Source organism: Pseudomonas sp. GW823-FHT06E10, from assembly GCF_058794995.1.
Map to the genome: position 1 here is coordinate 233,456 of NZ_JBXAHJ010000003.1, position 13,194 is coordinate 246,649.

The window sequence follows — 13,194 nt, forward strand, 5'->3', positions numbered from 1 at the left end:
AGGCCCGGATCATCGCAAAGTTTACGGCGCCACGCCCAACAACTGCTGACGCAACTCGGGGTTGCCGGTACGCGGATCGAGCCAGATGGCAAAAAACGCCTTGGCGAATTGCAGGTCCTTCACATCACGCAGCAGCTGCTGGCCGAGAAAAAACCGCGCGCCCTGCCCCGGCAGATAGACACCGGTCAGCCGCGTGCCGGCCTGTACGTCGACGAACGACTGTTGCATCTGCACCTGCCAGGACGCCAGTTGCTCGGCACTGACCGAAGTGCCGGCGAGTCGCTTGATTTCCCTGACGCTGGCATTCACCAGGTCATCACGGGAAATGCTGCGCTGGTAGATCAGCTCCAGGGCGAACGGCTGATCGCTCGCCAGGGGTCGCGAAGTACTCCAGAGCCGTGCGCTGTAGACATCGAAGCCGTACTTGCGAAACTCACCACTGCCGAGGATTTGCGCACCAGGCAGCGAGTCCTGCCAATTGGCCAGGGCCTGGCAGCTCATCAGGACAAGCAGCCACAGACCATGGCGCAGGGGTGAACGTTGGCGTTTCAAGGTGAGCTGTCCTCATCGTGGGATGCCTTGATAAAACGTTTGCGCAAAAGAGCCTTTCGTAGAACTCGAGAAAATCTCTATTTTGTATACAAAACTTACATGCACATAAAGCAATCTACCCGCTGCAATGTTACCGTTGCCACCTCACAAGGTCGGAGACGTGCGCGTGTTGATCCTCAAACTGCTGGTGATCCCAGGCTTCCTGCTGCTGATTTCCCTGGCTGGCAAACGCTGGGGGCCGAGCGTGGCAGGTTGGTTATCGGGGTTGCCGGTGGTGGTCGGGCCGATCCTGTTGTTCCTCGCCCTCGAACAAGGCCAGGCGTTCGCTGCACAATCGGCCACCGCCGCGCTGTCAGCCATGTTCGCGATGATTGCGTTTTGCGTGAGCTACGCCCAGGTCGCACAACGGGCCGGATGGCCGCTGACGCTGTTGATCTCGCTGTCGGTCTGGGCACTGGTGGCGGTTGTCCTGTCGTTGATCCCGGCCTCCCTGGTGTTTTCGGTGTGCGCCGCCGCCACCGCGCTGCTCGCCGCACCGTACCTGTTCCCCACTGTGCAACCCGTGCTCAGTGGCCCGGCGCCGAAATCCGACAAGCTTCTGTTGCGCATGGTGGCCGGTGCATTGCTCACCCTGGTTGTGACACTGCTGGCCAGCACCGTCGGTGACCGCTGGAGCGGCCTGCTGGCAGTGTTCCCCGTATTGGGCAGCGTGATGGCGGTGTTCTCCCAGCAAACCCGTGGCCCGGCCTTTACCGCCGCGCTGCTGCGCGCCACCGCCACCGGCATGTACTCGTTCGCCGCCTTCTGCCTGGTGTTGGCCCTGGCCCTGCCGACGATGGGAATGAACGCTTTTGTGCTGGGCGTCGCAGTGTCGGTGGCCATGTTGGGCGTGACCAAACGCCTGCTGGCGCGGCCAGCCGGCCCGGCGACTGACACTCAAAGAGCAGCCATCAAACGCTAAGCTGCCTCAGCTCATCGAGCGGCCCTCAGCATAGGTGGGTGTTCAGCCAAGGTGACCGCTGGGTAGAGCACACTGGAATGCATCGCAACCTCCATGGGATGATCGCGCCCCACCGCGCGCACATCCCTGGAGATTCCGATGTCATTGTTGAGTAAAAAAGCCCTTGTACTGCTGCTGGCAGCCGCTACCGGCCTTGGGGCTTTGAATGCGCAGGCCGCCAAGGCCACATCCAGCGATGCGCCCGCCCATAAAGTCTCCATGCTCGGCAGCAAGTTCACCTTCAACCTGCCCAAGGGTTTCGTCGCCAACCCGCTGCCGGCCAGCCCGGACGGTGCCAGCGGCACCCTCTACAGCAATGAAACCACCAAGACCGTGGTGATCGCCGCTGAAAACACTCTACCCAACGGTATCAGCGTCAAGGACAACGACGGCGGGTTCCTCGACGGCACCGTGGCCGATTTCGATGCGGCGCAACACAAATCCCTGCCCGACTACAACAAGCTCAGCGAGAAAGCCCTGACCCAGAAAACCGGGCTGGGCCTGCGCCAGATCGACGGCACCGCCACGCAGGGCGGTGGCATGACCCTCACCACCACGCTAATGGCCGCCTCCGGCACACGCATGGCGGTAATCCAGGTGATTTCCCGCCCCGGCGACATGGCGGCCCACGAAACCCTGGTCAAGCAGATCGTCAGCGGAAAATGAATGTCAGGGGTTGAGACGCTGCAACCAGGCGCTCAAGTCCTGTATCTCGTCGGCGCTGATGCTGTGACCGACACCGGGGTAGCCGTGGAACTCGGGTTCGAGTGACACGCTCTGCAGCAGGCTGTTGGCTTCAGTACCGTCGCTGTAGGGAAGGCGTTTGTCCTGCTCGCCATGCCCGATGAAAATAGCCAGTGACTGGCGTTTTTCATCCGGCTGGAGCTCGGACTTGAGCACCGGCAGAATCCGTCCGCTCAACGCAGCGATCCCGCCTAGCGCCTCGGGATGCCGCAGGCCTGTTTCGTAGGTCATGATCGCGCCCTGGCTGAAACCGACCAGGAACACCTTCTCCGGTTCGGTGTGATATTTCTTCGTGGCCTGTGCGACGAAATCCAGCAACAACTGGCCGCTGGACTTCAGATCATCGGTCTCGCCGTTGTAGGCCCCTTCGCCCTTCTTGCGAAACCACTGATAGCTCCCCGCCTCCATCACCAAGGGTGCCCGCACCGACAGGTAGGTGTAGGACGCGGGCAAGTCATCCTTGATGCCGAACAGGTCCTGCTCGTTACTGCCGTAACCGTGGAGGAAAATCACCAGGGGTTGATGGTTCGAATCGGCGTTGGCCTGCTCCAGATACTTGAGCGGCAAGTCGGTTTGCAGCGGGGTTTGGGCGTGGACAGCGGTGGATACCAGGAGCGTGAGCAGCGCGAGAATCTTCAACATGGGTCTTCCTTCACTGAATGCAGGATTCGCGCAAGAGCCTAACACTGTGCAGTAGACAGGAACATCTCAGGCGTGGCCGATGCCGCCTTCGCGAGCAAGCCCGCTCCCACAGGGAACGCGTAAACCCTGTGGGAGCGGGCTTGCTCGCGAAGAGGCCAGAACAGACGGCGAAGTACCTGGCTCAGTCGTTGATCAACTTGCCCACCCGAATCGGCTCGCGCCCGGCGACCTTCGCCTGCCAGCTGCCTGGCTGGGTGTAGCGCCCACGGTCGATGGCGAACAGCACACCGCTGGTGCCGGCCTGCACGGTGGTGACCTTGTCGTTCAACGGGTCGACCACCTCGAACAGTGCATCGCCCTTCTCCACCCACTCCCCGGCCTCGCGCAGGAAGCTGACCACGCCGTGATGCGGGGCGAACAGGTATTGGGTGCCTTCGAATGGCATGCCTTCACAGCATTCGGCCGGTGCCGCCGGCCAGGTGCCGGAGATGAATCCCTGCTCGGCGAGGAACCCGAGAATGGCCTCGCAATTGGCCTGGGCCTGATTGACGCGGGTGTCTCCCATGCTGCCCAGTTCCAGGGTGGTCGCCAGGTTGGCCGGTGGAATCGCTGCCGCCGGGAACGCCCTGGCCAGGCGCAACCATGGCGAAGAACAGGATTCATCGAACGAACTGCCGCCGGAGTCTTCACACAACAACGCCACGCTGGCCTGCAAACGCGCCGCCAGGGATTGCCACTGCGGCCAGTGCTGCGGCAACGCGTAGATGTGGATCGCCGCATCGAAATCGCAATGCAGGTCGAGGGTGATGTCGGCGTCGCAGGCATGGCGCAGCAACAGGCGGTGCATGGCTTCCAGCTGCGATGCCGCTGCCGGCAAGCTGTCGAGGACCTGGCCCATGGTCTGGCGAATCAACGCAATGTTGGCCTGGGCATCGCTGCCGAGACGATCACCGATCAACGCGGCCACCGGCGCACTGAGTTCGACGAACGAGCGGTTGAAATTCTTGCCGCTGCCGAGCTCGAAACGCCCCATGTGGCTGCCTTGCAAGTGCTGGTCGAGGCCAATGGGATTGGCCACCGGCACCAGTTCGATCACACCCTTCAATTGTCCCTGTTGTTCAAGTTCGGCCAGGCGTTTTTTCAACTCCCAGGCGGTGCGCATGCCCGGCAATTCGTCGGCGTGCAGGCTGGCCTGGATGTACACCTTGCGCGTGCCCGCGCCATAACGAAACACGCTCAGGGTGCGCTCGCTGCCCAGGTGGCTCCAGGGCAGTTGGTGGTCGATGCGTTGCATATAAACTCCTGAAAACAGAGAAACCTGTGGGAGCGAGCTTGCTCGCGATGGCGTTCATTCAGTCGAAGCCATTTTGCCTGACCCACCGCTATCGCGAGCAAGCTCGCTCCCACAGGTATCTTCTTCGCTGAAAAAATTGCACAAAAAAAGTGGCAGCCGCGTCAACGGCTACCACTTTCTTGAACGGCTCGCTTACTCGCCGTAAACGTCAAACTTGAAGTACTTGTCCTGCACTTGCTTGTACTTGCCGTTGGCGCGGATTTCGGTGATGGCGGTGTTGAACTTGTCCGCCAGTTCCTTATCGCCCTTGCGCACGGCAATGCCTGCTCCGCCGCCGAAGTATTTCGGATCGTTGTACTCAGGGCCGACGAAGGCAAAACCTTTACCGGCGTCGGTTTTCAGGAAACCGTCGTCCAGGTTGACCGAGTCGGCCAGCAGCGCATCAATGCGGCCGGAAACCATGTCCAGGTTGGCTTCCTGCTGGGAGCCGTAGCGCACCAGGACAATCCCCGCCGGTTGCAGCACTTCAGTGGCGAAGCGGTCGTGGGTACTGGCGCGCAGCACACCGACTTTCTTGCCCTTGAGTTCGGTCAGCGGGTCCTTGACGTCGCTGCCTTCCTTCATCACGAAGCGCGCCGGGGTGTGGTAGTACTTGATGGTGAAATCGACGTTCTTCTTGCGGTCGTCAGTGATGGTCATGGACGACAGGATGGCGTCGATTTTCTTGACCTTCAGCGCTGGGATCAGGCCGTCGAACTCTTGTTCGACCCAGGTGCACTTGGCTTTCATCTGCTCGCACAGCGCATCGCCGATATCCACGTCGAAACCGGTGAGTTTGCCGTCAGGGGTTTTCATCGAGAATGGCGGGTAGCCGGCTTCGATACCGATGCGAATCGGCTTGGCGTCTTCGGCCACGGCGGTCAGGGACAACATCGACAGTGCCAGGGCACCGAACATCACTAGCTTCTTCATTTATAACTCCTGTGTGCGGAGGCTTTTATTGGCAGCTTCGATTGGCAGCGTTCGGTCATCGCTTCGTGAGCGGAAACCGAAGTGGCCGGCAGTCTAGAGCGGCTACAGGAGGGTAAATTACGCCAAGGCGACAAATATTTATAGAAAAGTGGCACCCGGAGAGAGGCATCGAGGTGAACGCGCCATGACGGTGCAAAGTCTGTCAGACATACCGCGTTTTCAGAGCAAACCTACAGGTTTTCCGGCTCCATCCGACAGAACGGGACGGCTGGCGATGCCCGGTGTTTTGCGGCACATTGAGCGCCCTTGCGTCCCATCGAGAGTAGCGTGATGCCCACGTTGAACCTGATCCAGCACCACTGCGCCGAAGGTCCGGGCGCCATCGCCATCTGGGCCGAATCCCGAGGGCTGACGCTGAAGGTGTTTCGCGCCGACCTCGGCCAATTGCCGCCCGTCAGCGCCGATCCCGTGATCCTGTTGGGCGGGCCTTATGAATCCGATGCCGGCCCGGCCTGGCTGGAAGCCGAACGGCAATGGCTCAGAGGCACGCTGGATCAGGACGCGGCCGTGTTCGCCATATGCCTGGGGGCACAGTTGCTGGCGCTGAGCCTGGGCGGGAATGTACGGCGGATGGACCGGACCGAAACCGGATGGACCACCGTGACCTTTATCGATGGGAAAACGCTGAAGGTGCTGGAGTGGCACGAAGACGCCATCGACCTGCCGCCTGCGGCGCAGCTGTTGGCCAGCAGCGAGCACTGTGTGCAGCAGATGTACCGAGCCGGGCCGGCGCGGCTGGGTCTGCAGTTTCATCCGGAGTGGAACGCCGAGTCGGTGACCCTGCTCAATGCGCATTTTGGCGATGAGTCGCCGTTGCCCCGAGGGCCGCAGGACGATGCGGCCTACGCCGATGTGCTGGCGTGGTTGCAGGCGACACTGGATGAGTGGTGGGCGGCCGCTTCCTTGCGCTGAAATACATACCTGTGGTGAGGGGGCTTGCCCCCGTTGGAGTGCGAAGCGCTCCCGACACTCTCGACTATTTCAGAGATTCCGGGGTTGCTGCGCAACCCGACGGGGGCAAGCCCCCTCGCCACAATGATCAATGCTGTTTGGATATCAGCATTCACAACCGATCACAGCCTTCACCGGCCGCGGCACCCCGACACTCAACTCAAACCCTTCATCGAGCCACCCTGTCACGCCGCCGATCATCTCCTTGACCGGATAACCCAGGGCCGCCAGTTTCACCGCCGCCTTGTTGGCGCCGTTGCAGTGAGGCCCGGCGCAATAGACCACAAACAGGCTGTTTTTCGGATAACCCGCCAAACCTTCGGCGTTCAGCAAGCGCCCGGGAATGTTGATCGCTCCCGGTACATGCCCGCGGTCGAACGCCAGCGGCCCCCGAACATCCACCAGAATGAAATCGACTTCGCCAGCCTGCTGGCTGCCGTAGACGTCTGAACAATCGGTTTCGAACGTCAGACGGTTACTGAAATGCATCAGGGCGATGGCCGATGGGGCGGCGGGAATTTCGCGAACCAGGCTGGTCATGGGCTGTACTCCAAAGAGATGGTGGGTGTGGAAAGACTTTATCCGCCAGCGACTTGCGGCTACAGTGGCGTACAAGACACTCACCGGGAATTTTCCGCCAAATGCAACCCACCCCAGGAATGGTCGCGATTCTGGTCTACGACGGCCTGTGCACGTTCGAGTTCGGCATTGCCGTGGAGATCTTCGGCCTGCCACGACCTGAATTCGATTTTCCGTGGTACGAGCATCGTATTGTCGCGGTCGATCAAGGTCCGATGCGGGCCATGGGCGGCATCCAGGTACTGGCCGATGGCGGCATGGAATTGCTCGCCGATGCCCGCACCATCATCATCCCCGGTTGGCGCGACCGCAGCGCCACGGTGCCAGCAGAACTGATCGCTGCTTTGCGCCAGGCCCATGCCCGGGGGGCGCGGTTGCTGTCGATCTGCTCCGGTGTTTTCGTCCTCGCCGCCACCGGGTTGCTCGACGGGCACGGTGCGACCACGCACTGGCGCTATACCTCGGAACTGGCCGAGCGGTTTCCCGGCATCCTCGTGGACCCGGACGTGCTGTATGTCGATTCCGGCCAATTGATCACCTCCGCCGGCAGCGCGGCAGGCATCGATGCCTGCCTGCACCTGGTGGCGCGGGATTTCGGCACCCAGGTGGCCAACTCCGTGGCGCGGCGCCTGGTCATGTCGCCGCAACGCAGCGGTGGTCAGGCGCAATTCATTCCGACGCCGGTCAGTCCTGCACCACGCAACGATCTTTCCCGCGTCATGCAGTGGGCACGTGAGCGTTTGCACGAGCCGCTGGAGGTGCGCGACCTGGCCAGCGAAGCCGCCATGAGCGAACGCACCTTCCTGCGCCGCTTCACCGAAGCCAGCGGCCAGTCACCGAAAACCTGGTTGCAGCACGAACGTCTGGGCCGCGCCCGTGAACTGCTGGAAAGCAGCGACCAGAACACCGAGCAGATTGCCGAACGCTGTGGTTATCGCTCGGTGGAAAGTTTCCGGGTTGCGTTTCGAACGGTGGTTGGCGTGCCGCCTTCGGTGTATCGGGAGCGGTTTGGGCGTGGGGGTAACACTTTACCTTCGGTTGACCTTCAAGGCCCAATCGCGAGCAGGCTCGCTCCCACACCGATGGTGTGAACACTGAAGATCCACTGTGGGAGCGGGCTTGCTCGCGAAGGCGTCAGCCCGGTCAACGACTGATCACGGCTTTCGCAGCAGATAGGTATCCATGATCCAGCCATTGGCCAACCGCGCCGCCTTGCGCACCCGTTCGATTTCATCCGCGACATCCTTGAGCTTGCCGCTGATCAGGATTTCATCCGGCGTCCCCAGATAGGCCCCCCAGTAAATCTCGGTGTCCTGATCCACCACCTGATGGAAAGCATCCTGGGCATCGAGCATCACCACCAGGCTGTCGGCATCGCTCACCTGCCCTGCCGCCAGGCGTCGGCCGGTGGTGATTTCAACGGAGCGGCCAATCTGGTTGAGCGGCACCTTGTGTTGTGCCGCCAATGCCTGGACGCTGGTAATCCCGGGAATCACCTCGAACTCGAACCCACAGGCGCCCGACGCCTGGATCGCCTGAAGGATACGGATGGTGCTGTCGTACAGCGCAGGGTCGCCCCACACCAGAAAACCACCACACTGGCTGTCGGACAGCTCTTCATTGATCAACCGTTCGAAGGTCTGTTGTTTGGCCAGGTTCAAGTCGTCGACACAGCTCTTGTAGTCCACCTCACCGCGCTCACGCTCGGGGCTGTGGGCTTCGACAAAACGGTAGTCGTGGCCGGTGATGTAGCGCTCGCAGATTTCGCGGCGCAGATCGATGAGTTTGTCTTTGCTCTGGCCCTTGTCCATGAGAAAAAAAACATCGACCTGATTCAGCGCCTTCACGGCCTGCATCGTGATGTAGTCGGGGTTGCCGGCACCGATGCCGATGACCAGGAGTTTTTTCATCACAACAGCTCCTCGGGATCGATGCCCGGAAAGCGCAGTCGCCAGCGGTCATGGAACCTCAACTCGACGGCCGACAGGGGTTCGACATCAATCAGGTTGGACGCGCCCCCCTGCAACACTTGCGTCAGCGCGGCGCGGATGACAAAGGGATGGGTAACGGCAACGATGTGCCCCGGCGTCGATTGCAAGGTTGTCAGCCAGGCGCCCACACGCTCGCCCAGTTGCACCAGCGACTCACCACCGTGGGGGGCCGAAGCCGGGTCGTCCAGCCAATGCTGGAGCGCCTGGGCTTCGGTTTTTTGCAGATCACCGATGCGCTCACCGCCCCAGCGCCCGAAATCGCAGTCCCTCAAGGCGTCGACAATCTGCGGCGCGCTGGCGAACAGTCCAGCGGTTTGCCGGGTGCGCAACTCCGGACCACAGACAAGGCGTGGAGCGCCCTTGAACTGATTGCGACGGGAAAGCCTGAGCGCTTGCCAATCCATCTCCAGAGGCTCGTCCAGAGGAAAGCGCGCCAATTTCTGTGCGACGGTTCGAGCGTGGCAAATCAGGGTTAAACGGGTTGCCTGCACCAGCAATCACTCCAGGGATGGAAAGGAACGACGGCGTCAGGTGACCGCCATCGCGCAATTGTGCCGCAAGAAAGCAGGCCCGGGTGGTGTTTAATTTTCCTGTTTGAAACGGATTCCTTCAGTCATTTCCTGCAAGACTTTCTGTCATGGCTGACCGCAATGCAGGCAATCGCCTACAAGACTTTACGACATCGGCGTAGCCCCGTAGTACAGGCACTTCGCACCTTTTTCGGGCACGAGCAGACCACGCGAAAATTCACTAGACAGGCAGTACGCGATGATTAAATACTCCTTTCAACGGATTGTTAAAACACGTGCCACACTCATCCAGCAGGAGCCCGGATGCCTTTACTCGAACACCCGATCAACGCGCCTGGCCAGGCACCACCTCCGACCGAACCGCCTGCTCCTCGTTTAATGCGGTCCATCCCAAGAAACATCCGATAAGAAAAAGCGTGGCGCCTGACAACGTTCAGATGACCACCGATTTAATGTGTGGAAAAACCGACAGTGATAGTCAGGTTCGGCTCAAGCCGCCGAATCGTTTGATACAGGAGTGTCTCCATGCTGGTCTTGCGTCCAGTCGAGTTGGCCGACCTGCCCCAGTTGCAGAGGCTGGCCCGTGAAAGCCTCGTGGGCGTCACGTCCCTGCCCGACGATAGCGAACGGTTGCGCGGAAAAATCCTCGATTCCTGTGCCTCGTTCGAAAAGGACGTGCAGGCTCATGGCCCGGAAAACTACTTCTTTGTACTCGAAGACCTGACGACACGGCACCTGGCCGGCTGCTCGGAAATCCTCGCCACGGCGGGTTACAACGAGCCGTTCTACAGCCTGCGCAACCGGCACTTCACCAGTGCCTCGCGGGAACTGAACATCGAGCACGGTGTACCGGCCTTGTCGTTGTGTCACGACCTAAGTGGTCACACCTTGCTGCGGGGCTTTCATATCGATGCCGCGCGAGTGCGCAGCGCGCATTCCGAACTGCTGTCGCGGGCGCGCCTGTTGTTCATCGCCGCCCACGCCCGGCGTTTTTCCGAAACGGTGATCACCGAGATTGTCGGCTACAGCAGTGATGAAGGCCACTCGCCATTTTGGGACGCCGTGGGCAAGCATTTCTTCGACTTGCCCTACGTCGAGGCCGAACGGCTTTGCGGTCTGCAGAGCCGCACCTTTCTCGCCGAACTGATGCCGCAGTATCCGATCTACGTGCCCATGCTGCCCCAGGCGGCACAGGACTGCATCGGCAGCATCCACCCCGATGGCCAGGAAGCCTTCGATATCCTCGAACGGGAAGGCTTCGAAACCAACAGTTACATCGATCTGTTCGATGGAGGCCCGACGCTCTATGCGCGTACCTCGGGTATTCGCTCCATCGCCCACAGCCAGTGCGGCATAACGCAGCCTGGCCCGGTGATCGACACCCGCGGCCGCTTTCTGGTGAGCAACGAGTCCTTGAAGGATTACCGAGCCATCGTCGCCGATCTTGATTACATCCCCGGACAACCCGTGACCCTTGACGCCGCCATGTGCACGGCGCTGAAGGTGACCGAGGGCAGCCCCGTCCGGCTGGTGGCCCTGTGAACACCCGCCAGATTCAACGCCCGAGCACCCGCGCACAAGGAACCGCCCCATGATTGTCCGTCCGGTCCAGATCACCGACCTGCCCGCCTTGTTCACGCTGGTGCGGCAGGCCATTCCGGGGCTTACCAGCCTGCCGGCCGATGAAGAACGCCTGGCCTACCGGATTCGCTGGGCCCAACGCACCTTCGCCGGACAGGTCGACCGGGCCGATGCCGATTACCTGTTCGTGCTCGAGGATGACGAGCAGCAAGTGGTGGGCGTCAGCGCCCTGACGGGGGGCGTCGGTCTGCGCGAGCCCTGGTACAACTACCGGGTCGGACTGACGGTCAGCGCTTCGGCGGACCTGGGTATCCAGCGCCAGATCCAGACCCTGTTCCTGAGCAATGAATTGACCGGGCAATCGGAAGTCTGCTCGTTGTACCTGCGCCCCGATCAGCGCCAGGGCAGCAACGGCCGTTTGCTTTCCCTCGGGCGCTTGTTGTTTGTGGCCGAGTTTACCCAGCTGTTCGGCAACCGGCTCATCGCCGAATTACGCGGTAGCGCTGATGAACGAGGTGGCTCGCCGTTCTGGGACAGCCTCGGCCGGCACTTTTTCAAGATGGATTTCAGCCACGCCGATCACTTGTCCGGGCTGGGCAACAAATCGTTCATCGCCGAACTGATGCCGCGCCAGCCGCTGTACACCTGCCTGCTCACCGAACAGGCCCAGGCGGTGATCGGCAAGGCCCACCCCAATACCGAGCCGGCCCTGAAAATCCTCAGCGCCGAGGGCTTTGCCCACCAGGGCTACATCGATATTTTTGACGGCGGGCCGGTCATCGAAGCCCCGGTTTCCGGAATCCGCACCGTGCGCGACAGCCGACAGCTGTCACTGGCCATCGGCTCGCCGGACGATAAAGCGCCCCTCTGGCTGATTCACAACCGCCGCCGGGAAAACTGTCGCATTACCTGCGCCCCGGCCCGACAGGTGGGCAACAGCCTGGTGGTTGATCGCCTGACCGCCAAGCGCTTGCAACTGCAACCCGGAGACTCGGTGCGCGCCGTGCCGCTGCTTGACCAGCGGCAACAGGCCGTGGCGGCGTGACCTATCAGTTCCATCGCGGCGATGTCAATCGGCCTGACCCAGCAAATTCGTCATCATTCTCCCCTTGCGCGCGTGATAGCCTTTTATTTCTTCGGCGTTGACACTTTTGCTCAAGCCCTTCCATTCCATTGGTGGAACTCATATGTCCAGGCTTTCCCATCAAGATTTGCGCCGCAATTTTCGCCAACTGTTCGCCTCCAACACCTGCTACCACACGGCCTCGGTTTTCGACCCGATGTCGGCCCGCATCGCCGCCGACCTGGGCTTCGAAGTCGGGATCCTCGGGGGTTCGGTCGCATCGCTGCAAGTGCTGGGCGCCCCCGACTTTGCCTTGATCACCCTCAGCGAATTCGCTGAACAGGCCACCCGCATCGGCCGTGTCGCCCAGTTGCCGGTGATTGCCGACGCCGACCACGGCTACGGCAACGCGCTCAACGTCATGCGCACCATCGTCGAACTCGAACGTGCGGGCGTGGCTGCGCTGACCATCGAAGACACCCTGCTGCCCGCGCAGTTCGGCCGTAAATCCACCGACCTGATCACGGTCGCCGAAGGCGTCGGCAAGATCCGCGCGGCGCTCGAAGCCCGCTGCGATTCGGAAATGGCAATCATCGCCCGCACCCATGCCGGGATTCTGCCGGTGCAGGAAATCATCAGCCGCACCCGGCAATACCAGAGCGCCGGCGCCGACGGGATCTGCATGGTGGGCATCAAGGACTTCGACCATCTGGAGCAGATCGCCGAGCACCTGAGCGTGCCGCTGATGCTGGTGACCTATGGCAACCCGCTGCTGCGCGATGACAAACGCCTGGCCGAACTGGGTGTGCGCGTGACCATCGACGGCCATGGCGCGTACTTCGCCGCGATCAAGGCGACCTACGACAGCCTGCGCGAACAACGCCAGATCCTCACCCAGACGTCGGACCTGAGCGCCACCGAGCTGACGCACACCTATACGCAACCCGAGGAATACATCCGCTTCGCGGAGGAGTTCATGAGCGTGAAGGAATGACGGTTTAAACCGACCCGCCGCCATCGCGAGCAAGCTCGCTCCCACAGTGGATTTCTGTTGAACACAAATCTTGTTTTCACCCGGAGTCCCTGTGGGAGCGAGCTTGCTCGCGATGAGGCCATCACATCCAACATCCCTGCCGCCTGACACGCCGCCATCGCGAGCAAGCTCGCTCCCACAGTGGATTTCTGTTGAACACAAATCTTGTATTCACCCGGAATCCCGTGGGAGCGAGCTTGCT

The 13,194-nt window shown here is 61.3% G+C and carries 14 protein-coding genes; 7 read left to right on the plus strand and 7 right to left on the minus strand.

Features of this window, described 5'->3' with window-relative positions:
* Nucleotides 1-21: 21 nt before the first annotated feature.
* Nucleotides 22-552 (minus strand): chalcone isomerase family protein, encoded by a 531-nt coding sequence (locus AC1Q6Y_RS06700; protein ID WP_492624228.1) that lies wholly within the window; start codon nt 550-552, stop codon nt 22-24.
* A gap of 166 nt (nt 553-718) precedes the next feature.
* Between AC1Q6Y_RS06700 and AC1Q6Y_RS06705 the strand changes: the two genes are divergently transcribed.
* Both AC1Q6Y_RS06705 and AC1Q6Y_RS06710 read left to right on the plus strand, forming a co-directional pair.
* On the plus strand, nt 719-1,513 hold the full coding sequence (locus tag AC1Q6Y_RS06705; protein WP_492624319.1) for a hypothetical protein: 795 nt from the start codon (nt 719-721) through the stop codon (nt 1,511-1,513).
* Between the two features lie 138 nt (nt 1,514-1,651).
* The gene (locus AC1Q6Y_RS06710; protein WP_154862058.1) at nt 1,652-2,218 is read left to right on the plus strand and encodes a DcrB/PsbP domain-containing protein; all 567 of its coding nucleotides are present in this window, start codon (nt 1,652-1,654) and stop codon (nt 2,216-2,218) included.
* 3 nt (nt 2,219-2,221) lie between these two features.
* On the opposite strand, the gene AC1Q6Y_RS06715 is transcribed toward AC1Q6Y_RS06710, so the two are convergent.
* The 3 genes from AC1Q6Y_RS06715 to AC1Q6Y_RS06725 all read right to left on the minus strand — a co-directional run bounded on the left by AC1Q6Y_RS06715 (nt 2,222) and on the right by AC1Q6Y_RS06725 (nt 5,204).
* Nucleotides 2,222-2,938 carry an alpha/beta hydrolase gene (locus AC1Q6Y_RS06715; RefSeq protein WP_223504861.1) on the minus strand — a complete coding sequence of 239 codons (717 nt, stop codon included), beginning with the start codon at nt 2,936-2,938 and terminating at the stop codon, nt 2,222-2,224.
* 181 nt (nt 2,939-3,119) lie between these two features.
* Nucleotides 3,120-4,232, minus strand: a complete 1,113-nt coding sequence (locus AC1Q6Y_RS06720; protein ID WP_492624229.1) for a succinylglutamate desuccinylase/aspartoacylase family protein — start codon at nt 4,230-4,232, stop codon at nt 3,120-3,122.
* A gap of 192 nt (nt 4,233-4,424) precedes the next feature.
* Nucleotides 4,425-5,204, minus strand: coding sequence for an ABC transporter substrate-binding protein (locus tag AC1Q6Y_RS06725; protein ID WP_090456345.1), 780 nt, complete (start codon nt 5,202-5,204; stop codon nt 4,425-4,427).
* 330 nt (nt 5,205-5,534) lie between these two features.
* Between AC1Q6Y_RS06725 and AC1Q6Y_RS06730 the strand changes: the two genes are divergently transcribed.
* Nucleotides 5,535-6,176, plus strand: coding sequence for a type 1 glutamine amidotransferase (locus AC1Q6Y_RS06730; RefSeq protein WP_492624230.1), 642 nt, complete (start codon nt 5,535-5,537; stop codon nt 6,174-6,176).
* Nucleotides 6,177-6,320: 144 nt separating this feature from the next.
* Here AC1Q6Y_RS06730 and AC1Q6Y_RS06735 read toward each other — a convergent pair whose 3' ends face one another.
* Nucleotides 6,321-6,755 carry a rhodanese-like domain-containing protein gene (locus tag AC1Q6Y_RS06735; protein WP_492624231.1) on the minus strand — a complete coding sequence of 145 codons (435 nt, stop codon included), beginning with the start codon at nt 6,753-6,755 and terminating at the stop codon, nt 6,321-6,323.
* A gap of 101 nt (nt 6,756-6,856) precedes the next feature.
* On the opposite strand from AC1Q6Y_RS06735, the gene ftrA reads away from it, so the two are divergent.
* A complete protein-coding gene (gene ftrA / locus AC1Q6Y_RS06740; protein ID WP_492624232.1) occupies nt 6,857-7,885 on the plus strand; it encodes a transcriptional regulator FtrA in 1,029 nt (342 codons plus the stop codon).
* Nucleotides 7,886-7,948: 63 nt separating this feature from the next.
* Here ftrA and cobF read toward each other — a convergent pair whose 3' ends face one another.
* A complete protein-coding gene (gene cobF / locus AC1Q6Y_RS06745) occupies nt 7,949-8,704 on the minus strand; it encodes a precorrin-6A synthase (deacetylating) (RefSeq protein WP_492624233.1) in 756 nt (251 codons plus the stop codon).
* Nucleotides 8,704-9,276 carry a histidine phosphatase family protein gene (locus tag AC1Q6Y_RS06750; protein ID WP_492624234.1) on the minus strand — a complete coding sequence of 191 codons (573 nt, stop codon included), beginning with the start codon at nt 9,274-9,276 and terminating at the stop codon, nt 8,704-8,706. The genes cobF and AC1Q6Y_RS06750 overlap by 1 nt, the downstream gene beginning before the upstream one ends.
* Nucleotides 9,277-9,840: 564 nt before the next feature.
* Here AC1Q6Y_RS06750 and AC1Q6Y_RS06755 point away from each other — a divergent pair.
* The 3 genes from AC1Q6Y_RS06755 (at nt 9,841) to AC1Q6Y_RS06765 (ending at nt 12,953) form a co-directional block, all read left to right on the plus strand.
* Entirely contained in the window at nt 9,841-10,857 is a 1,017-nt protein-coding gene (locus tag AC1Q6Y_RS06755) for an arginine N-succinyltransferase (RefSeq protein ID WP_150815008.1), read from the plus strand.
* Nucleotides 10,858-10,906: 49 nt separating this feature from the next.
* A complete protein-coding gene (gene astA, locus AC1Q6Y_RS06760) occupies nt 10,907-11,941 on the plus strand; it encodes an arginine N-succinyltransferase (RefSeq protein WP_492624235.1) in 1,035 nt (344 codons plus the stop codon).
* Nucleotides 11,942-12,083: 142 nt separating this feature from the next.
* Nucleotides 12,084-12,953 (plus strand): isocitrate lyase/PEP mutase family protein, encoded by an 870-nt coding sequence (locus tag AC1Q6Y_RS06765; protein ID WP_046043248.1) that lies wholly within the window; start codon nt 12,084-12,086, stop codon nt 12,951-12,953.
* The last annotated feature ends 241 nt before the right edge of the window (nt 12,954-13,194 follow it).

Coding starts and splice junctions, on each gene's coding strand:
- cobF (WP_492624233.1), bottom strand. CDS start 8,704: ATGAAAAAACTCCTGGTCATCGGCATCGGTGCCGGCAACCCCGACTAC.
- ftrA (WP_492624232.1), top strand. CDS start 6,857: ATGCAACCCACCCCAGGAATGGTCGCGATTCTGGTCTACGACGGCCTG.
- astA (WP_492624235.1), top strand. CDS start 10,907: ATGATTGTCCGTCCGGTCCAGATCACCGACCTGCCCGCCTTGTTCACG.
- AC1Q6Y_RS06715 (WP_223504861.1), bottom strand. CDS start 2,938: ATGTTGAAGATTCTCGCGCTGCTCACGCTCCTGGTATCCACCGCTGTC.
- AC1Q6Y_RS06725 (WP_090456345.1), bottom strand. CDS start 5,204: ATGAAGAAGCTAGTGATGTTCGGTGCCCTGGCACTGTCGATGTTGTCC.
- AC1Q6Y_RS06730 (WP_492624230.1), top strand. CDS start 5,535: ATGCCCACGTTGAACCTGATCCAGCACCACTGCGCCGAAGGTCCGGGC.
- AC1Q6Y_RS06720 (WP_492624229.1), bottom strand. CDS start 4,232: ATGCAACGCATCGACCACCAACTGCCCTGGAGCCACCTGGGCAGCGAG.
- AC1Q6Y_RS06735 (WP_492624231.1), bottom strand. CDS start 6,755: ATGACCAGCCTGGTTCGCGAAATTCCCGCCGCCCCATCGGCCATCGCC.
- AC1Q6Y_RS06755 (WP_150815008.1), top strand. CDS start 9,841: ATGCTGGTCTTGCGTCCAGTCGAGTTGGCCGACCTGCCCCAGTTGCAG.
- AC1Q6Y_RS06765 (WP_046043248.1), top strand. CDS start 12,084: ATGTCCAGGCTTTCCCATCAAGATTTGCGCCGCAATTTTCGCCAACTG.
- AC1Q6Y_RS06710 (WP_154862058.1), top strand. CDS start 1,652: ATGTCATTGTTGAGTAAAAAAGCCCTTGTACTGCTGCTGGCAGCCGCT.